We start from the raw sequence: 19,805 nt of genomic DNA, 5'->3' as shown, positions 1-19,805 counted from the left end.
CAGCCCGACTTCTACGAAGAGGCGCGTGTGACGGCAACTCTCTCCGAAACGCTGACGCTGCTCCTCATCGAGGACGACGCCGGTGACGCGTTCCTCGTCGAGGAGCTTCTGAAGCAGGCCGAGGCGCCGCCGCGCATCACCTGGGTACGCAGCCTGGCCGAGGGCAAGGCCAAGCTCAACGCCCGGATCCAGTGCGTACTCGTCGACCTCTCGCTCCCCGACGCCACCGGTCTGGAGGCGCTGGAGCAGGTGCTGGGGGCGGCGCCGCACGCGGCCGTACTGGTGCTCACCGGGCTGCGCGACGCCCATGTGGGGGTCGCCGCGGTCCAGGCCGGAGCGCAGGACTACCTCGTCAAGCAGGACGTCGACGCGCGGCTGCTGGCCAGGGCCATCCGCTACGCCATGGAGCGCAAGCGGGCCGATCTGGCGCAGCTCAGGCTGGTCGCGGCCGAGCTGACGGCCAAGGAGAACGCTCGGCTGGAGAGCGGCCTGCTGCCCGTCGCCCTGCTGCGCACCGACGCGCTGGAGCACACCACCCGCTATCTGCCGGGCAGCCAGGGATCGCTGCTGGCCGGTGACTTCCTCGACACCGTGCAGACGCCCGACGGCGCGGTGCACGTCGTGGTCGGCGACGTGTGCGGGCACGGGCCCGACGAGGCCGCGCTCGGCGTGGCGCTGCGCATCGCCTGGCGCACGCTGGTGCTCGCCGGGCAGACGGGCGATCGGCTGCTGCGTACGCTCGACGCCGTCCTGCGCGCCGAACGCCAGGCCCCGGAGATCTTCACCACCCTGTGCATGGCGACCATCACGCCCGACCTGCGCGACGCCAGGATGCGGGTGGTCGGACACCCGCCGCCCGTCCTCGTCCGTGATGGAGTCGTCGGCGTGGTCCCCGGCGCGCCCTCCGGGCCGCCGCTCGGCATCTTCTCCGACGCCGAATGGACCGTCCTCGACGTGCCGCTGGGCGAGGAATGGTCCATGATGCTCTACACCGACGGCCTGATCGAGGCCGCGGTGGGCGAGCAAAAGGAGCTGCTCGGCGTGGACGGCCTGGTCGACCTGGTACGCGAACACGGCTCGATCGATCTCGACCGGCTCATCAGGCACGTGGGCACGCTCAGCGACGACCTCGCCGTGGTGCGCGTCAGCAGGAGGTCGCAGTGAGCATCCATCCGCTGCCCCCGCCGAAGCCGGCGACGGGCGTCGGCAGACTGCCGGTGGGCCGCTGGTTCCTCGCCGTCGGCGTGGTGAGCGCCGTGGTGTTCGTGCTCGGGGCCACGTTGATCATGAAGCTGGTCGCCGACGTACGGGAGCGGGGTCTGCGGCCCGACGTCGCGGTCCAGCTCGACCGGCTGAACGTGGCGCTGGTCGTCCTGCTGGCCGTGATGGCCGCGGTGGGGATCGGGCTGCTGTTCATCGTCCGCTACGCCGTACTGAAGCCCATCGCCCAGCTGACCGACCAGGTGCGCAAGGTCGCGGCGGGCGACTTCGACCACCGGCTGAGCGTGGCGCGGCCGGCGGAGCTGGCCGAGCTGTCGAGCCACGTCGACTCCATGCGCGCGCGCATCGTGTCGGCCTGGCGACGGGCCGAGGAGCAGTCCGACGAGCTGCGCAGGTCCAACGGGGAGCTGGAGCAGTTCGCCTACGTCGCCAGTCACGACCTGCAGGAGCCGCTGCGGAAGGTGGCCAGCTTCACGCAGATGCTGGAGCAGCGGTACGGCGACCGGCTCGACGACCGGGCCAAGGAGTACATCCGCTACGCGGTCGACGGCGCCAAGCGCATGCAACTGCTCATCAACGACCTGCTCGACTTCTCCAGGGTGGGCCGGGTCACCGGCGAGCGGGTGGTCACCGACACGGACACGGCGCTCACCACGGCCCTGGACAACCTGTCGGCCGCGATCGAGGACACCGGGACGGTCGTCACCCGCGACGCCCTGCCCAAGGTCGTCGGCAACCGTGGCCAGCTCACCCAGCTCTTCCAGAACCTGATCGAGAACGCCGTCAAGTTCCGCTCCGACCTGCCGCCGCGGGTGCACATCGGCGTCAAGCGGGCCGGGCGGATGTGGGAGTTCAGCTGCTCGGACAACGGGATCGGGGTGGAGGCCAAGTACGCCGACCGCATCTTCCTGATCTTCCAGCGCCTGCATCCACGGGACGTCTATCCAGGGACCGGCATCGGGCTCGCGCTCTGCCGCAAGATCGTCGAGTATCACGGCGGCCAGCTCTGGCTGGATGGCGAAGACAGTGCCGCCGAGGGCGCGACGTTCCGCTGGACCCTGCCCGCGGCTGGAGACGAAGATGGCAACTGACTGGCGGCCCATCGAGGTGCTCCTGGTCGAGGACGACCAAGGTGACGTGCTCCTCACCAAGGAGGCGTTCGACTTCAACAAGGTCCGCAACCGCCTGCACGTGGTCAACGACGGCGAGCAGGCGATGGCGTTCCTCCGCCGGGAGGACGGCTACCAGGACGCGCCGACGCCCGACCTCATCCTGCTCGACCTGAACCTGCCCCGGATGGGCGGCTTGGAAGTGCTCACCGAGGTGAAGGCCGACGCCGAGCTGCGGACGATCCCCGTGGTGATCCTGACGACCTCGGAGGCGGAGGAGGACATCCTGCACAGCTATCGGCTGCACGCGAATGCGTACGTCTCCAAGCCGGTAGATTTTGAGCAATTTATCCGAGTTGTCCGCCAAATAGATGATTTTTTCGTGACTGTGGTTAAGCTGCCGAGCAAAGGGCAGCCCACGTGACAGGGGTACGTGACAGGAATCACAGCGAGTCATCGAAAAAGTGAGTGACCCTCCTCACAAATCCCGAGGCGGTCGTCGTAACGTATCCCCCACCAAAGTGCGCGCTGCGAGCGGAGGCCATGCCCCGCCGTGCACGCGTCAAGCGAACGACCCGGATTCCCTGCGAGCAGGGTCCGCGGGAGGTGGAGAGGTCCGCGATGACCCAAACGACGCCCGATGCTCCTGTCAGAAGGCAGCGTGCGCAGATAAAGGTGCGCACGCTGCGCACCGACAGATGGTGGCTGGCCCCGCTGCTGACCTTCCTGGCACTCAGTGCCTTCCTCGTCTACGGCGTGTGGGCGATCTTCGACGGCAGCTACTACCTTGACCCGTACATCGCCCCGTTCTCGTCGCCGTGTCTGACGACCTCGTGTGCCGAGGGCGCGCGGCTGTTCGGCTGGGCGCCGATCGGTGACTGGTACACACTGCCGCCTGGTCTGCTGATCCTCGGCCTGCCCGGCGGGTTCCGGCTGACCTGCTACTACTACCGGAAGTCCTACTACCGGTCCTTCTGGCTGTCGCCGCCCGCGTGCGCCGTTCAGGAGCCGCACGGCAAGTACAGCGGTGAGACGCGCTTCCCGCTGATCATGCAGAACATCCACCGGTACTTCTTCTACGCGGCCATCGTCATCGGCGCGATCCTGAGCTACGACGCGATCCTCGCGGTCGTCCACAAGCCGCTGGGCCTGGGCTCGTGGATCCTGATCGCCAACGCCGTCCTGATCGTCGCCTACACGCTGTCGTGCCACTCGTGCCGGCACATCACCGCGGGCCGACTCAACCACTTCTCCCGGCACCCGCTTCGCTACCGGGCCTGGACGTTCGTCTCCAAGCTCAACGCCAAGCACCAGCCACTCGCGTGGGCCTCGATGTTCTCCGTCATGGGCGCCGACCTCTATGTCCGCCTGGTCGCCAAGGGCATCATCGCCTTCCCGTTCGCTTAAGGCCCTTTCTGTTAGGACAATTTCTGTGGACATCGAGCGTCACGAATACGACGTCGTCGTCATCGGCGCGGGCGGCGCCGGACTGCGGGCCGCCATCGAGGCCCGCCAGCAGGGCAAGCGGACGGCGATCGTCTGCAAGTCGCTGTTCGGCAAGGCCCACACGGTCATGGCCGAGGGCGGCGCGGCCGCCGCGATGGGCAACGTCAACTCAGACGACAACTGGATGGTGCACTTCCGTGACACCATGCGGGGCGGCAAGTTCCTGAACAACTGGCGGATGGCCGAACTCCACGCCAAGGAGGCCCCCGACCGGGTCTGGGAGCTGGAGGCCTGGGGCGCGCTGTTCGACCGCACCAAGGACGGCAAGATCAGCCAGCGTAACTTCGGCGGGCACGAGTACCCCCGGCTGGCCCACGTCGGCGACCGCACCGGGCTGGAGCTGATCCGCACGCTGCAGCAGCGCGTCGTCGCGCTGCAGCAGGAGGACTTCGAGACGCACGGCGATCACGAGGCCTACATCAAGGTCTTCGCCGAATGTACGGTCACGCGCCTGCTCAAGGACGGCGACCGCATCTCGGGTGGCTTCGGCTACTGGCGCGAGTCCGGAAATTTCGTGGTCTTTGATGCGCCCGCCGTCGTGCTTGCGACCGGCGGCATCGGCAAGTCCTACGTGGTCACCTCCAACTCCTGGGAGTACACCGGTGACGGCCACGCCCTGGCCCTGCTGGCCGGCGCGAAGCTGATCAACATGGAGTTCATCCAGTTCCACCCCACGGGGATGGTCTGGCCGCCGTCCGTACGCGGCATCCTCGTCACCGAGTCGGTCCGCGGCGACGGCGGTGTGCTGCGCAACTCCGACGGCGAGCGCTTCATGTTCAACTACATCCCTGAGGTGTTCAAGGACAAGTACGCCACCAGCGAGGAGGAGGGCGACCGCTGGTACACCGACCAGGCCAACAACCGCCGCCCTCCGGAGCTGCTGCCGCGTGACGAGGTGGCTCGGGCGATCAACTCCGAGGTCAAGGCGGGCCGCGGCTCTCCCCAGGGCGGCGTCTTCCTCGACGTGTCCAGCCGGCTCCCGGCCGAGGAGATCAAGCGGCGATTGCCGTCGATGCACCACCAGTTCAAGGAGCTGGCCGACGTCGACATCACCGCCGAGCCCATGCAGGTGGGCCCGACCTGCCACTACATCATGGGCGGCGTCGAGGTCGACGCCGACACCGGCGCGGCGGCCGTGCCGGGGCTCTTCGCCGCGGGCGAGGTCTCGGGCGGCATGCACGGCTCCAACCGCCTGGGCGGCAACTCGCTGTCCGACCTGCTGGTCTTCGGCCGCCGAGCGGGCGCCGGAGCGGCCGCGTACATCGACGGCCTGCCCGCCAGGCCCCAGGTGTCCCAGGAACTCGTCGAGGAGGCGCACGCCGAGGCCCTGGCCCCGCTGGGCCGCTCCGGCGAGAACCCCTACGAGGTGCACCACGAGCTCCAGCGGACGATGAACGAGCTCGTCGGCATCATCCGCAAGGCCGAAGAGGTCTCCGAGGCCCTGGAGGCCGTGGAGAAGCTCAAGGAGCGGGTGCAGCTGGTCGGCGCGGCCGGCTCGCGGATCTACAACCCCGGCTGGCACCTCGCGATCGACCTGCGCAACATGGTCCTGGTCTCGGAGTGCGTGGCGCGGGCCGCGCTGCTGCGCGAGGAGAGCCGCGGCGGGCACACCCGCGACGACTTCCCCGGCATGAACCCGGCGTGGCGCCGCAAGCTGCTCGTCTGCTCGACGGAGGACGGCTCGTCCGTCTCGGTCGAGGAGAAGGTGCAGCCTACGATGGCCGACCACCTGATCAAGCTGTTCGACCGGGACGAGCTGGCGAAATACCTCACCGACGAAGAGATGACCGAGTTCGACGGGATCGCAAAGTCATGAGCTACAAGGCAAAGTTCAAGGTATGGCGCGGTGAGGGCGGTGAGGGCAAGCTCGAGGACTTCACCGTCGAGGTGAACGAGGGCGAGGTCGTCCTCGACATCATCCACCGTTTGCAGGCCACGCAGGCGCCGGACCTGGCGGTCCGCTGGAACTGCAAGGCCGGCAAGTGCGGCTCCTGCTCGATGGAGATCAACGGCAAGCCCCGGCTGGGCTGCATGACGCGGATGTCCACCTTCACCGAGGACGAGACGATCACCGTCACGCCGATGCGTACGTTCCCCGTCATCAAGGACCTCGTCACCGACGTCTCGTTCAACTACGAAAAAGCACGAGAAATCCCGTCGTTCACTCCGCCATCGGATGTGAGGCCGGGCGAATACCGGATGCAGCAGGTCGATGTCGAGCGGTCCCAGGAGTTCCGCAAGTGCATCGAATGCTTCATGTGCAACAACATCTGCCATGTCATCCGCGACCACGAGGAGAACAAGCCCGCCTTCGCCGGGCCGCGCTTCCTCATGCGCATCGCGGAGCTCGACATGCACCCGTACGACGTGGCGGACCGGCAGGAATCAGCCCAGGAGGAGCACGGGCTGGGCTACTGCAACATCACCAAGTGCTGCACCGAGGTCTGCCCCGAGCACATCAAGATCACTGACAACGCGCTCATCCCGATGAAGGAGCGCGTGGCCGATCGCAAGTACGACCCGATCGTGTGGCTGGGCAACAAGATCTTCAAGCGCGCCAAGTAGTACTGGAAAAAGGCCGGTGAGGGCTTCCCTCACCGGCCTTTTCATGCGCCGGTGTGACTTTATGACTTCTTTTGCTAAGCTGGTCAACAAGTCAGATGGAGGTCGCACGATGGCGCTGGGAAGACCGAGCGAGGCGGCCGACCGCGCCGACCGGATCCTCGACGCGGCGGCCGAGCTGACCGTGCGCCTCGGCGTTCGCAAGGTGACGATCGACGACATCGCCCAGCGGGCCGGCATCGGCAAGGGCACCGTCTACCTGCACTGGCGTACCAAACAACAGCTCTTCGAGGCCCTGTTCGTGCGCGAGGCCATCATCTACGTCGAGACGCTGCTGACGGAGTTGCGCCGCGACCCGGCCGTGGTGCTACCCCACCGCATGCTCAGCACGCTGTTCCTGGTGAGCTGCCGCCGGCCGATGCTGCGGACGCTCCTCACCGGCGACCTGCCGCTTCTCCAAGGCAGGATGGCCGACAGCGCGACGCGCAGCCACGAACTGCTCGCCACCGCGCGCTTCCACGAGGTGCTGATCCGTCACGGCCTGCTCCGCGACGACGTCGAGCACCTGATCTACGGCCTGACCGCGACGCAGGCGAGTTTCTACCTCCTCGGCACCGTGATCACGGTGCCCGACGAGCCGGATCCCGAGGCCAAGGCCAGGGTGCTCGCGCACATCGTCCGGCACGCGTACGAGCCGGCCGAGCGGCCGGACGCACAGGTGATCGCGGCCGCCGCCGCGGAGATCATCGCCGCCTCGGAAGCCCTGATACCGCCCTACCGGGAGTGGCTCTACGCCGCGTAACCCCTGATCAACTACCACCAGCTGAAGCTGGGGGTTTGCTCTCACGGTCCCGTCTGGGTGAAGGGAGGCCGGTAGCGTGTGGCTGGTTGATAACAGCCCAGCCCGCAGCGCCGCGTGCGGCGATGTTGCGGGCCGCGATGTGGTCGGCGTGCCCAGCGAGGCCGCACCCTTTGCAGACGAACCGGCCCCGCGCCGACCGATTCGCCCTGGCCACACACCCGCACTCCGGACACGCCTGCGAGGTGTAGGCGGGGTCGACCAGCAGGAAGGCGATTCCGGCGCGGGCGGCTTTGTAGCGGGTGAAGGTGATCTGCTGGGCGAAGGCCCAGGTGTGCAGGGTGCGCCGCTGGAACCGATGAGCCCTTACCCGATCGCGGATACCCTGAAGGTCCTCCAGAGCGACACCGCGGCCGGTGCGTTCGGCTTCACGCACCACGAACTTCGAGATTTGGTGGTTGAGGTCGGTCATCATCCGATGCTCACGCCCGGACAGGCGGCGCAGCACCCGCCGCGCCGCCGACGTGCCCTTCTTCTGCAACCGACGCCGTTGGCGATGCCGCCGCTCCCGCAGGGTGCGCACGTGTCCGTTGCCACCGACCGGCCCCGACAGTGCCGGGCCGGGCAGCACCACCCGGTCGGAGGTGACCGCCAGGTTCGCCACCCCCTGATCCACCCCCACGAAGCCACCGACCGGCTCGCGCACCGCTGGCTTGGGCAGGGTAAGGGAGACCTGCAGCAGCCGCATGCCGCGCCGGCAGATCAGGTCGGCCTCCCCGAGCGGCAGCGCATCCACGGCCTTGAGGTCTTCTGGCCGGCCGGTGTAGGGGACGGTGACGCGGCCGGTGGGCGTCCACAGCGACACGGTGCGGGCGTCGCGGTTGAAGCTCATCAGCCGGGCGTCGTAGGGGACAGCGCCATGGGGGCGGAAGATGTGGGCGCGTTTCTTGGTGGCGCGCCGGTTGGCGTAGGCGCCGGCGACGCGGGCGATCGCCCGTACGGCCGCTTGCGCACCGAGCCCGGCCAGCTGCGCGCGCACCTCGTAGTAGGCCAGCCGGTGCAACTCCACCACCGCGAAGACGCGGTGCTGCCAGGCCAGGCGGGAGACGACGGTGGCCGCCTGATTGCACAACAGCACCGCCGCCGCCAGCGACTCAGCCTGGACCGGGACCGGCATGAGCCGCAGTTGCACGATCGTGGGCAGGCCGGTGCATTTGGTGGTGGAGCGGCGGATCGCCATCGTGCACCTCCTGTCACAGCGGCCTCACCCACCGCACACATTACCGAACGTGACCGAGTCTTTCCATACTGTTTTCGAAAGGAGGGCTGGCACTTCCTCCCGGCCCTGAAGGACCGAGTCTCCGCACCACAATTCAGATGAAAGGTCGTTCCATGGCAGCCAAGATCTGCCTCGTCACAGGCGCTTCGGCCGGCATCGGCCGCGCCACCGCACTCGAACTGCTGCGTGCCGGCCACACGGTGTACGGCGTGGCCCGGCGCGTCGACCGGATGGAGGACATCCGCGAGGCCGGCGGCCACACCCTCGCGATGGACGTCACCAAGGAGGAGGACCTGCGACGCGTCGTCGACACCGTCCTCGCCGAGCAGCAGCGCATCGACGTGCTGGTGAACAACGCCGGCGTCGGCGTGTACGGGGCCGCCGAGGACGTGCCGCTCGACACCGCGCGCCACCAGTTCGAGGTCAACATGTTCGGGCCCGCCCGGCTGATCCAACTGGTCCTGCCAGGGATGCGCGAGCGCCGCTCCGGCACGATCGTCAACGTCTCCTCGATCGCCGGGGTGATCTCCCTCCCGCTCGGCGCCTGGTACCACGCCTCGAAGCACGCCCTGGAAGGCTATTCCGACACCCTGCGCCAGGAGGTCGGCCGCTTCGGCATCAAGGTGGTGGTCGTCCAGCCCGGCCTCATCAAGACGGAATTCGAGTCGAGCACGCCCCACGACCTGAGGGAGATCTCCGGCAAAGGCGCCTACGCCTCCGTCGCGAACGCGATGGCCGACCGCGCGGAAGCCGCCTTCGCCGGGAAGAACAAGGCCTCGGACCCCTCGGTGGTCGCCCAGACCATTCGCACGGCCATCGACGCCACGGCCCCCAAGCCGCGGTACGCCGTCGGCTACATGGGCAAGCTCCTGCTGAGAATCCACCGGGTGCTCTCGGACCGCGCCTTCGACAAACTCGTCACCCGTACGTGACGCGGCGGCAACGCTCCTGGCCGCCTGAAAGCGTTACGAGCGACGTCCCCAGCGGCGCTTGGGCTTCTGCGGGGGCAGCGGCTGGATGGCGGTCACATCGGCGGACGGCCCTTCGAGGGTGGGCGTGGGCCCTTCGAGCGTAGGCCCTCCGGCGCCAGGCCCTTCGGCGCCAGGCTGACCGATGCTCTGCCACGGCTCGGCGTCGCCGGTCTCGGCGGCCGAGGCGGCGCCCAGCGGGCGCTCAGGCGAGTCTTCGTACGGACCGGCACCACCGGGCGGGATGTCCCCAGGCGGCTGCTCAGCCGGGACCAGAGCCTCGAACGGGGCCCGGTACGACTCCCCCTGGGGCTCGGGACGGCTGAAGGCATCGAAGTCGGACTTGGCCGGCTCCTGGCTGAACGTGTCGAACTCGTCCGGATGCAGCACCACGGGCTCGCTCGCCGCCATGGGCGGCTGCGCGGACTGGCCGTACATGTTCGGGTCCTGATAGACCGCGCCGTACTGGACTTGTCCCCCCGGATAGGTCTGTACGGGGACAAAGCTGATGATCGGCGCGTACGCCGTACCGCCCGGATAACCGGGCGCAGCGAAACCGGCAGTGGCATAACCGGGGCCCGCCGGATAGCCTCCCGGTCCACCAGGGGCTCCCGGGAAGCCGGGCTGACCCGGGCCACCCTGCGGGCCCGCCTTGCGTACGGCCGCCGCGTGGGCCATCCGGCGCAGCCGCCCCTCGAAGATGAGCACCGCGAACAGCACCAGCAGCACCAGCACGAGCGCCGGGATGCTGAGCTGCTGCGTCAGCGTCCGCTGGTCGTACTCGGGGGCCGCGTTACGCAGTTCGAGCGGGACCGACTCCTCCGTCGAGCTCTCCGTCAAACTCGGCGACGGCGTCGTCGAAGGCGTCTCGATGGGCGCCACGCTGGGCAGGATGACGCCCGAGTCCGTGGGCTCGGGCGTGGACGAGGTGGCGGTCGTGGACGGCACCTCCACGCTCTGCGACGGCAACGGCTGCATCTGCGAGGGCGTGGTCTTGGGCGTGCTGGGAGTCGAGCTCGGCGTCTTCGAGTGCTTCGGGGTGCTCGTCTTGGTCGTCGTCTTCGTGGGCGCGGTGACGGTCTTGGTGATCGTCGTCTCCGGGTCCGGAGTGGGGGTGCCCATCGTCGTGGTGACCGTGACGGTGGTCTCCGGCGTGGTGTCGCACACCTCGCCCGCTTCACAGGGCTCGACGGCGGGGTCGTAGGCGACCGCGGAGGCGCTGGCGCTCTGGAGGACGAAGGGAACCGCACCGGCACCCGTCAGCCCTAAAGCCAGGATCAGTGCGGACACGGCCGTCACTCGCGTACGTGCCACCTGTGCCCTCCGCGCAATCCCGAAACCATGGTCAAGGGAATCCTAGCCGGGTAAAAGTAACAGTAAAGACGGAATTACAACACCTTTCGTCGCAATCGCGCCCGTTGTGCCCTGGCGACCAGCCACAGCGCGCCGAGCAGCACCGCGATCCCGCTCGCGACCCACGGCAGTCCGCGTACGCCTGCCAGGGGATTCACCCGCTCGGCCGGTTGAAAGCGGTTACCGGTAATGGCGAATGGCAACGGCGGCCCAACTTCTTCGGCCGATGTCATGGCCCCCCACCCGGTTCCCGCACCGGCACCGAAACCCGGAGCACCAAGTCCGGGAGTGCCGCCTTGTGGGGCTTGTAGGGCTTGTGGAGCTTGTGGGGTGCTCACTTCTGGAGCCCCGACCCTCGGCGTGCCGCCAGTGATTCCTGACGTTCCGCCGACTCCCGGGATGCCAAGTCCCGACGTCGGCGGAGGGAGGACCTGGGGCAGGGTCAGTGCGGGCTCGCGCCGCAGCTCAGGCGCCGGGACCTGGGCGGCCGTCCCGTTCGGTACGGGGCTGGACGCGTGCGCATGACCGGCGGAGACCATCCGCAGATGGGACTTCGCGGTATGCCCGTTTCCAGGGCGCGCCCTTCCGGCGACCGCCGTCCCGTCCGGGCGAGCGTCCTTGGCGCCCGCCCCGTTCGAGCGAACGTCCTTCGCGCCCGTCCCGTTCGAGCGAACGTCCTCGGCGCCGCGTTGGACGCGCACCGCTCGGCCGCTCAGCGTGACGTCACCACGTGGGATCTCGACGAACGTCCCCGTGCTGTCATCGGCGGACTCTCCTCGCACCGCCCCCTCTCCGCGCGTCTCCTGCGGCAGAGTCTGGGCAGATGACTTCGCCCCCTTCAAGGGCTTCTGGGCGGATGCCTTCGTCCCTGGCGAGAGCGTCTGGATGGGTATCTTCGTCCCCTTCGGCAGGGTCGCGGCAGGTGTCGTCGGCCCGCCGCCCGGCCTGACAGGCGCGCTCACTGGGGCCTTGACAGAGGTCGTGGTCGAGCCGACGACGGTCGCGACACCACCACTCGCCGTGTCACGCGCCCGAGCCGCCGCCGTGAGCACGACCTCCTTCGGCCCGGGCGGCACGGTGAGCAGCACGTCCACGAACCGATCCCCCGCCGCATCACCCAACGCACACACCCGCGCCACGGGGACCACATTCGGAGCCACCCCGCCTGCCGCGACTCCGGCCCCTGGGCGCGTCCCGCCGGGCGCGATCACACCCGGCGCGGTCGCATCCAGCTCGCTCACGCCCTGCGCCGCCACATCTTGCGCCGTTACTCCCTGCGCCGCCACACCCGACGCGCTCACGCCCCGCGCCATCACACCCGAAGCGCTGACCGCCGGCGCGGTCGGCACCAGCGCGGTCCTCAGCGACGCGGCGAGCACCGGCGATGGCCCGGACGCCAGGACGCCTCGCGACGTCGCCGCCCCGGCGACCGGTCGCCCACCCACCGACGCCTGTCCGTCAGCCGCCTCTCCAGCTGCCAGGGCGTTCAGCGCGGCGGTCCGAGCCGCCAGAGCACCGCCCGGGGCTGCCTGCCCACCCGGAACGGCCTGCCCGCCTGGAACCAGCAGCCCACCCGAGGCTGCCTGCCCACCCGGGACCGCTCGCCCCTCAACCGCCTGATCCCCTGGCCCGCCCACGATTCCCGGCCCCGCGTCCAACAACCCTCCGGCGGGCAAGCTCGGGCACGTCATCGACGTCAGCGCGTTCGCCGGGCTGGTCGCCACCGCGAGCCGGGCGTCGCGCCCCATCCCCTCCAGGCTCACCCGAAACCGCAGCGCATCCCCCGTACGTACCCATCGCCCGATCCCGCCGGCATCGCCCAGCCGCTCGAAGACCAGCGCGATCCCAGCCCCGCCAGCGGCCCTGAAGACCTCGGCCGCCACGGGCTCGCACTGGATGCCCGCCAAAACCGACGCCCCCGCGAAGGCCAGTGCCCCCGCCACGATCCAGCCATGTCTGACCACGTCGCCTCCCCCCAGGCCGCGTGACATTACGCTCAGTAATCGTTATGTCACCCAGGGGAGATGGTTAACCCTGTCGGAGCAGATCTTCCACGGCTTCCATGAGCGGCAGATCCGCCCCGAGCCAGGCCACGTCGTAATACTCGCCAGGCCCGAGCCACCGCAGGGCCAGATGCTCCTTGGCCTCCGGCACGCCCGAGGCCAGGGAGGCGAGCCAGGCCCGCATGACGTACCCCTCGGACAGCGGCCAGTCGCCGCCCACCCGCGCGCCGACCGACACGGTCACGCCGAGCTCCTCGCGGCACTCCCGGATCAGCGCTTCGATCTCGCTCTCGCCGGGATCCACCTTGCCGCCCGGGAACTCCCACCCGCCGGCGAGGGCGGGCGGCTCGGCCCGCTGCGCGGCGAGTATGTGCCCATCCGACGAGACGATCACCGCCGCCACCACGATCACCGTCATACCGCCACCACGACCACCCTCATGCCGTCACCACGATCGACTGTCATAGTGCGGCATTCTGCAGCTTCTTGAGCTGTTCGAGCACGTCGGGGTTCTGTAACGGACGGGTGAAACCCATAATATTGCCGCGCGCTTGATACGTCGTCACCTTGATCGGCCCGCACAGCGTGCAGCGGGCCTCCACCATCTTGCCCTTCGACACGATCATCCCGACGTGCCCGGGGTTGTTCGGCCCGGTGCCCGGCCCGGCGTTGAAGAACACCAGGTCGCCCGCCTGTTCGTCACCCTGCGGGATCTTCACGCCGAACGGCCACTGCCCGAACGTGGTCCGCGGGATCGACAGCCCGGCCGCCCGGTAGGCGGCGTAGATGATGCCCGAGCAGTCGAAGGCGTCGGGCCCGGTCCCGCCCCACAGGTACGGCTTGCCGCGCTGGGCCAGCGCGAACTCCAGGATCTTGGCCACCACGTCACTCGGCGCGGCCTCGACCAGCGGATCGTCACAGGCCTCGTCGGCCTGCGGCGGCACCTCGACGTCACCGGACTTGGCGTAGTTCTTGGCGATCTGTTCGACCTGGTCGACGTACCACCAGGCGCGGTTGTAGATGAACAGCGCCTGGCGTACCTTCTCCGGTGCGCCGTTGCGCTTGAGCATCTTCGCGGCGCCCATGATCGCGTCGGCGGGGTTGTAGATGTCGCCCACGCCGTCACCGTCGCCGTCGGAGGCGTACCCGTTGAACTTCGACGACATCGCGATCCGCGCCTTGCCGCCCCACGTGCCGATCAGGAACTGCATCGGCCCGGCCGCGCCCGCGTAGTTGGTGCCGCTCTTGACGCCCGCCATGTTCGAGCGGCCGTGGTCGGTCTCGCGCTTGCCGACGGCGGCCAGGATGTTCCACTGGACGCCGATCTTCGTGCCGAACTTCTTGTAGAGCTCCAGGTAGTCGGCCGGGATGTCGGAGGCGCCGGTGTCGGACACTTCCTGTACGGGTGTGTCGCCGTTGACGCAGTCGGTACGGGCGGTGCTTCCGCTGCCGAGGAAGGACGGGATCGAGGTCATGAGCATCGGCGACATGATGATGACGGCGAGGAGCAGCACACCGGCGGCCCCGACCGCCAGGGCGACGTGAGCGCGGGAGGTGTTCACCCCTGGGTGTCTCCGTCCTGGCCGGCATCGGCGGGTTGCAGGTCGAAGACCCGCCAGTCGGCGCCCATCTGACTCACTGTGACCGCGTAGTCGTCCACGACCTGCTTGTTGCCGCTCTTGGCGGTGATCTGCTGCGTGCCGGTCACCACGAAGATGACGGACGACTTCTCGACCTGCCTGATCTCCTTCATCTTGGCCGTCCCCGCCGCCACGAGTTCGTCGGCGCGGTCGCGCTCGACGGTGCCGGGCGAGGTGCGCGTCCTGGCGAGCACGTTGCCGAACTCGGCCGTGGTGAACACCTTGACCCGGTCCACATAGGCCGAGGGCTCCTCGTCGTAGCGGAACGTTCCGTACGCGGCGGTGAACCGCTCGGCCAGGTCGGACGCCGCGGCGAGCTGCTCTTTGGTCATCGGCAGGTAGGAGTAGATGTCGAACGGCTTGCCGCTGGCGGTGGCCAGCGGCTTGCTCGGCGCGGCCGGTGAGACGGTCGTGGTGTGGCCGGCGGGCGCCTGTCCCGCGTCCGGTTCGCCGGAGTCCGGCCACATCGTCAGGTAGATGCCGACGGCGGCGATGACCACCACGATGGCGGCGAAGGCGACGCCCCGCCTGTCACCTGGCTGCGCCATGATCAGTCCCTGTCCGGATTGCTGGGCTTGAGCCAGAACGGCACGGATGGCTCGCCCTCACCGGAGCCGCTGCCACGGCGGCTGCTCGGCAGCCAGAGCGGCGGCGCCTCCGACGAGCGGCCCTTCGGCTCGTCGGCCGGGCGCCGACCGCCCGAACCGCCACCGCCGAACATCCCGCCACCCGACGAACCACGACTCGCCGACCGGGACCCGCCAGAACCACCGGAACCGCCCGAGCCACCAGAGCCACCAGAGCCACCCGAACGACCGGAGCCACTCAGCCAGGATCCACCCGACCCTGACCCGCCCGACCTGGAGCCACCAGAACCACCGGAACCGCCGAACCGCGTGCCACCCGACCTGGAGCCACCGGAGCCGCCCGCGCCACGACGTGACGCCCAGCCGCCCCCGGAACCTCCACCGAACCAGCCACCTCCACCGGCCCCGCTGCTCCCCGCACCGCTGCTCCCCGCACCGCTGCTCCCCGCACCGGCGCTCCCGGCACCGGCACTCCCGGCACCGGCGGCGGACCCACCTGACGGTCGCGCTCCACCAGGCGACGGAGTGCCACGGGTGCGGGTCGGCGTGCCGCTCAGGTTGAGCGGCGGCGCGGCCCCTGCGCGCGGTGCGGGAACCTGCCGGCCCGCGGCCTTCCCGTCCTGCTTGTCGGTGTTCAGCGGCGCCGCCGTGGCGGGGACCCGGGTGCCGGCCGCGGCCGCGCCCTCCGCGGTCTCCTGCCCACGGGCCCGGCCCTGGGCGACCGTGGCCGCCGCCGCGGTGCCCGCCGACGCGCCCATCGCGGCCGCCTGGATGAGCGGCTCGGCCTTGCGCGCACCCCAGCGGCCGATCCTGGCCGCCGCCACCGGCGGCAGCGCCGAAGAGGACCGCTCGAGCACGGAGGAGGACGCGGCGTCGCCGAGCATGCGCGTGGTCAGGGTGTGCCCGTTCATCGAGGCGAACAGGTGCTGGAACGGCCGCCGGTAGAAGAACACCGCGATCGTCAGCAGCGCCATGAACAGGATCTGCAGCCCCCACGGCATGGCGGTCGAGATGATCAGCGCATAGCCGTAGACCAGCACGCCGAGCACGAGCGCGAGCACGGCCTGCCGCAGCAGCGTGCCGATCAGCATCTCCACCCAGCGCATGGCGATGATCCGCCCGCTGCCCGGATGTACGCCGATCAGCAGGAACACCGGCCCGAGGATGAGCAGCAGCAGGAAGCCGACCTTCAGCACCAGCAGCGAGACCGCGACCAGGAAGATGAGCACCCCGGCGACCAGCGCGGCGATCAGCGCGCCGATGGCCACGCCGAGCCTGCTGGTCCAGTCACGGCCGGAGAAGATCATGTAGCGGGAGTCGTTCTTGAGCTTCTCGGCGATCTCGGCGTACTTGGCCTGATGCGCGCCGACGTCCGGCGCCGGTTGGTTGGCCGTCGCGGCGGGGATCGACTGGGTCTCCAGCATCGTACGGCCGAAGTCGCGCACGATCGGCTGGTTGGGGTCGGCGGTGCCGAACAGCCCCATCAGCCACGGCTTGCAGACCAGCGTGGACCACAGCGCCTCGGCGTTCTGGTCGACCCCTGGCGTGCCGGTCTGGCCGTAGCCGCCCGCCTTGACCTGCGGGTTCGTCTGACCGGGGCCGGGCAGGCAGGAGGCGCCGCCCGCGCCGGGCAGGCCGGAGAAGGCGGAATTGACGACCTCGCCGGTCTTGTCCGTGACGATCGTGCCGAGGCCGGTGAAGTCGCCGGGCCGGCTGAAGAACCAGGTCGCGACCGTGACCGCGAGCACCATCCAGATCACGCCTTCGGCGGTGGTGGTGGCCCGCTTGCGGATCAGTCCGTACCAGGCCAGCCAGATGGCGCCGAGGATGACGAGCGGCCGGAGCAGCGGCCAGTACATCGCGTTGGACAGGTTCGTCACGATGTCATCGACCACGTCCTTGATGGACTGCAGCGGTCCTTCCGTGGCCGCCGCCTGGTAGGTGGTGATGGTCACCCGGTCGATGGCCTTGGCCCACAGGAAGATCGTGTTGGCCCAGGTGTTGCCGAGCACCGCGGCGAAGTCGGAGCAGCCCAGGTCGTAGGTGTGCCAGAACTGGCCGCTCATGCCGAACTGGGCGTAGTTGGTGGTCGGCGCCGCGGCGGCGCCGCCCTCGGCCGCGGGCGGCTGCATCATGCCGTCGGAGCCGCTGCCGATCACCTCGGGAGCGAGCGCGCCGGACAGGTCACAGGGGGCCGCGGCGGCGGGTGACAGCGAGCCCACCACGATCGGCACCACGAGGATGCCCACGAGCAGGGCCAGAGCGAGCGCGAGCCGCCTGGGTAGCCGGATCTTCATGACCGCACCTCCTGCGCTCTGCCGCCCACTCCCCCTTGAAGATCATGATGCCCGTTGTCGCTGGGTTTGTCGTGTGTCGGATTGGTGTCGAGCCAGCGGAGCAGGTCTTCGGAGATCAGGTCTACTCCGATGCGGCCCGCCCTGCCATCCAGATCACGGAAAATGCATTCGCCGTTGCCGAGCGATCTCAGCACCGCCTTGTGTTCTTCCGATGCCTCCACACCCAGCAGGGACATCACGTGATCGACCTCCACCCGCTCGGTGGACCTGAACGCGAAGACCGAGGACAGACAGTTGGTGACCTGCTCGTTCAGCAGGTCACCGGCATTCTGTGAGACGAGCACCAGCGCGGTGTTGCGAGAACGACCCATGCGGCTGACCTCCGGCACCAGCTTCGCACCCTCGGGCGTGGACGTGATCGCCCATGCCTCGTCCAAGAAGATCGCCTTGGGCGCGCGGCGGTCCAGGCTGTTCATCAGCCGCCGGGCGAACTGGGAGACCAGGTAGAGCAGCGCGACCGACAGCCGCTGCTCATAGGAGTAGTCGTCGCGGCCCGTCGCCACGTCGGGCAGCGTCAGGCCGCCGAGCGTGAACACGGTCGTCCAGCCCTCAGTGTCGACCTGGTCGCCTCCTGAGGGGTCGAAGCAGAGTCTGGCCAGCCGCATCTCCGACATGGAGCGGAGTACGGCGCCGAGGTTCTTGGAGGCGGCGTCCGTGGACTGCTCCAGGAACTCCACCACCTTGCCGAGCGACGGGTCCACGCCGTTGGACACGGCCGCGACGGCCTGGATCATGGCCGACTCGCGTTCCTCTGACATCCGGGGCAGCAGCAGGCGCAGCGTCTCGGTGGCCATGGTCTTCTTGGCCGCGATGTCGTCGCCGAACGAGAACGGGTCGAGCAGGCCGGGCGCCGCCGAGCCCAGCGGGATGACGCGGGCCTTGCGCTCGCGCTTCTGCAGCAGCTGCACCAGCGACTCGGCGTCGCCCTTGGGGTCGATCACGGCGACGGTGACGCCGCGCAGCGCCATCTGGTAGATCATCAGCAACGCGAGCGTGGTCTTGCCGCCACCGGGCTCGCCGGTGATCGCGATGGCCGTCGGCCGGTTGCGGGTGGCCGCGACCAGCGGGTCGAAGTGCACGATGCTGCGGGCCCGGCCGACGGTCTCCCCGATGTACGGCCCGAGCCAGCCTTCGCTGCCGTCGCCCAGCCGGTCGCCCAGGTCCACGGTCGCCGTGGCCATGCCGCCGGCGATCGTCCGCAGCGGCTGGCGCTGGGCATAGGCGTTGACCCTGACCTTCTCGCCGGGCAGCGCCTCGCAGAACAGCGAGAACTGGTCGCCCGTCGAGTTGACCACGTCGATGCCCATGTCACGGTAGTGCTCGACGACCGCCTCGACCCGTTGTACGCACAGGTCCTCGGTCGGGGCCGACACGATCAGCCGGTGCCAGCCGTACACGAAGGGCAGCCGCTCCTTCGTGATGCCGTGCTCCAGCATGCGGGCCGCGTCGATCTGCTCGGCGAGCGCGAGCGGCGCCTCCGCGCCGGCCTCGCGGATGTGGATGTCCATGTCGCGCGCGTGCGCGAGCTTGCGCGCGACGTCCTTCGACGCCTTGACCGGCGGGATCAGCCGCATCCTCGACGAGACCTCGACGGGGAAGGGCAGCTGGTCGGCGAAGTGCAGCCACGGCTCGCCGTCCGGGAACGGCATGATGTCCGGGAAACGGGCGAACGACAGCTGCGCGACATAGGAGTCGCCCTGCGGCTGCACGATGCGCAGCAGCGACCTGCCGTTGTGGATCTCACCCTCGACCAGCGACTCGATCTCGCCCTTGCCCCAGCGCCGCTTCGGGCTCGCGGACGGCGGCGGATCGCCGAGCGCGCCCGCCGCCGAGTGCTGGAACAGCCACGCCACCTCCACGGAAGTGGCGTGCCTGGCATAGAGGGCGCTGGAGGCGAGTGCCCGGCCCAGCCGTTCGGCCTGCTCGGTCCATCTGCCGATCTCGCCGTCCGGCACATGGTCGTCCTCGAGCCCGAGTGCCTTCTCCGTACGCTGGTAGAAGCCGAACAGCTGCCCCAGCACGCCCGCGCCCACCTGCTTGCCCCGGGGGCCGAGGCGGACACCGAGGTAGACCTCCTTGGACCAGAAGTCCTTGGCCCACACGTGCCGGTACATCTCCTCCAGATAGTCGCGCCAGCCCGACCCCTCGTCGGAGGTGGCGTTGAGCGCCATCGCCCATTCGGCCGCGGGATAGGTGCGGTGGGCGACCCTCAGGTGTACCTCGGCGTCGGGCATCCGGATCGTGGCCAGCGCGATCGTGATGTTGGTGGCCAGCGCCTCACGCTCTTCGGGCGTGACGAACTCGTAGCTGATCGTCGGAAGTCGGAAATACGCCCATGCGCAGGTGTTGGTGAGCAGGATACGGTCGTCGAAATAGCGGACCGCCAGGCGCTGATGCGCTCGGGACCCCCTGCTCATGCCG

The 19,805-nt window shown here is 69.2% G+C and carries 16 protein-coding genes; 8 read left to right on the top strand and 8 right to left on the bottom strand.

Annotated elements, in window-relative coordinates:
- Window positions 1-27 precede the first annotated feature (27 nt).
- The 7 genes from ACQP2T_RS08570 (at window position 28) to ACQP2T_RS08540 (ending at window position 7,200) form a co-directional block, all read left to right on the top strand.
- Window positions 28-1,164: a PP2C family protein-serine/threonine phosphatase gene (locus ACQP2T_RS08570; RefSeq protein WP_433515642.1), complete on the top strand. Its 1,137-nt coding sequence runs from the start codon at window positions 28-30 to the stop codon at window positions 1,162-1,164.
- Complete coding sequence (locus ACQP2T_RS08565) at window positions 1,161-2,312, top strand: sensor histidine kinase (protein WP_433515641.1); 1,152 nt, start codon at window positions 1,161-1,163, stop codon at window positions 2,310-2,312. Before ACQP2T_RS08570 ends, ACQP2T_RS08565 begins: the two co-directional genes overlap by 4 nt.
- Window positions 2,302-2,754: a response regulator gene (locus ACQP2T_RS08560; protein ID WP_433515640.1), complete on the top strand. Its 453-nt coding sequence runs from the start codon at window positions 2,302-2,304 to the stop codon at window positions 2,752-2,754. Before ACQP2T_RS08565 ends, ACQP2T_RS08560 begins: the two co-directional genes overlap by 11 nt.
- 197 nt (window positions 2,755-2,951) lie before the next feature.
- Window positions 2,952-3,737 carry a hypothetical protein gene (locus tag ACQP2T_RS08555; protein WP_225300741.1) on the top strand — a complete coding sequence of 262 codons (786 nt, stop codon included), beginning with the start codon at window positions 2,952-2,954 and terminating at the stop codon, window positions 3,735-3,737.
- A gap of 25 nt (window positions 3,738-3,762) precedes the next feature.
- Window positions 3,763-5,652: a fumarate reductase/succinate dehydrogenase flavoprotein subunit gene (locus ACQP2T_RS08550; protein ID WP_433515639.1), complete on the top strand. Its 1,890-nt coding sequence runs from the start codon at window positions 3,763-3,765 to the stop codon at window positions 5,650-5,652.
- Entirely contained in the window at window positions 5,649-6,401 is a 753-nt protein-coding gene (locus ACQP2T_RS08545) for a succinate dehydrogenase/fumarate reductase iron-sulfur subunit (RefSeq protein WP_433515638.1), read from the top strand. Before ACQP2T_RS08550 ends, ACQP2T_RS08545 begins: the two co-directional genes overlap by 4 nt.
- Before the next feature lie 109 nt (window positions 6,402-6,510).
- On the top strand, window positions 6,511-7,200 hold the full coding sequence (locus tag ACQP2T_RS08540) for a TetR/AcrR family transcriptional regulator (RefSeq protein ID WP_433515637.1): 690 nt from the start codon (window positions 6,511-6,513) through the stop codon (window positions 7,198-7,200).
- A 7-nt stretch (window positions 7,201-7,207) separates the two neighbouring features.
- Here the strand turns inward: ACQP2T_RS08540 and ACQP2T_RS08535 are convergent, their stop codons facing one another.
- Complete coding sequence (locus ACQP2T_RS08535; protein WP_433515636.1) at window positions 7,208-8,437, bottom strand: RNA-guided endonuclease InsQ/TnpB family protein; 1,230 nt, start codon at window positions 8,435-8,437, stop codon at window positions 7,208-7,210.
- A 152-nt stretch (window positions 8,438-8,589) separates the two neighbouring features.
- On the opposite strand from ACQP2T_RS08535, the gene ACQP2T_RS08530 reads away from it, so the two are divergent.
- Window positions 8,590-9,408, top strand: a complete 819-nt coding sequence (locus ACQP2T_RS08530) for an oxidoreductase (protein WP_433515635.1) — start codon at window positions 8,590-8,592, stop codon at window positions 9,406-9,408.
- A 33-nt stretch (window positions 9,409-9,441) separates the two neighbouring features.
- Here the strand turns inward: ACQP2T_RS08530 and ACQP2T_RS08525 are convergent, their stop codons facing one another.
- The 7 genes from ACQP2T_RS08525 to ACQP2T_RS08495 all read right to left on the bottom strand — a co-directional run bounded on the left by ACQP2T_RS08525 (window position 9,442) and on the right by ACQP2T_RS08495 (window position 19,801).
- The gene (locus ACQP2T_RS08525) at window positions 9,442-10,758 is read right to left on the bottom strand and encodes a hypothetical protein (protein WP_433515634.1); all 1,317 of its coding nucleotides are present in this window, start codon (window positions 10,756-10,758) and stop codon (window positions 9,442-9,444) included.
- Between the two features lie 74 nt (window positions 10,759-10,832).
- Window positions 10,833-12,761 (bottom strand): hypothetical protein, encoded by a 1,929-nt coding sequence (locus tag ACQP2T_RS08520; protein WP_433515633.1) that lies wholly within the window; start codon window positions 12,759-12,761, stop codon window positions 10,833-10,835.
- 64 nt (window positions 12,762-12,825) lie between these two features.
- Window positions 12,826-13,218: a (deoxy)nucleoside triphosphate pyrophosphohydrolase gene (locus ACQP2T_RS08515; protein WP_433515632.1), complete on the bottom strand. Its 393-nt coding sequence runs from the start codon at window positions 13,216-13,218 to the stop codon at window positions 12,826-12,828.
- A gap of 43 nt (window positions 13,219-13,261) precedes the next feature.
- Window positions 13,262-14,362 carry an NlpC/P60 family protein gene (locus ACQP2T_RS08510; RefSeq protein WP_433515631.1) on the bottom strand — a complete coding sequence of 367 codons (1,101 nt, stop codon included), beginning with the start codon at window positions 14,360-14,362 and terminating at the stop codon, window positions 13,262-13,264.
- Window positions 14,359-14,988 carry a hypothetical protein gene (locus ACQP2T_RS08505; RefSeq protein WP_363989665.1) on the bottom strand — a complete coding sequence of 210 codons (630 nt, stop codon included), beginning with the start codon at window positions 14,986-14,988 and terminating at the stop codon, window positions 14,359-14,361. Before ACQP2T_RS08505 ends, ACQP2T_RS08510 begins: the two co-directional genes overlap by 4 nt.
- 2 nt (window positions 14,989-14,990) lie before the next feature.
- The gene (locus ACQP2T_RS08500; RefSeq protein WP_433515630.1) at window positions 14,991-17,324 is read right to left on the bottom strand and encodes a type IV secretion system protein; all 2,334 of its coding nucleotides are present in this window, start codon (window positions 17,322-17,324) and stop codon (window positions 14,991-14,993) included.
- Entirely contained in the window at window positions 17,321-19,801 is a 2,481-nt protein-coding gene (locus ACQP2T_RS08495) for an ATP-binding protein (RefSeq protein ID WP_433515629.1), read from the bottom strand. The genes ACQP2T_RS08500 and ACQP2T_RS08495 overlap by 4 nt, the downstream gene beginning before the upstream one ends.
- Between the last annotated feature and the right edge of the window lie 4 nt (window positions 19,802-19,805).

Origin of the sequence: Nonomuraea sp. CA-143628, assembly GCF_050942315.1 — a bacterium.
Taxonomy (GTDB): domain Bacteria; phylum Actinomycetota; class Actinomycetes; order Streptosporangiales; family Streptosporangiaceae; genus Nonomuraea.
This window is presented reverse-complemented; position numbering and strand designations above follow the sequence as displayed.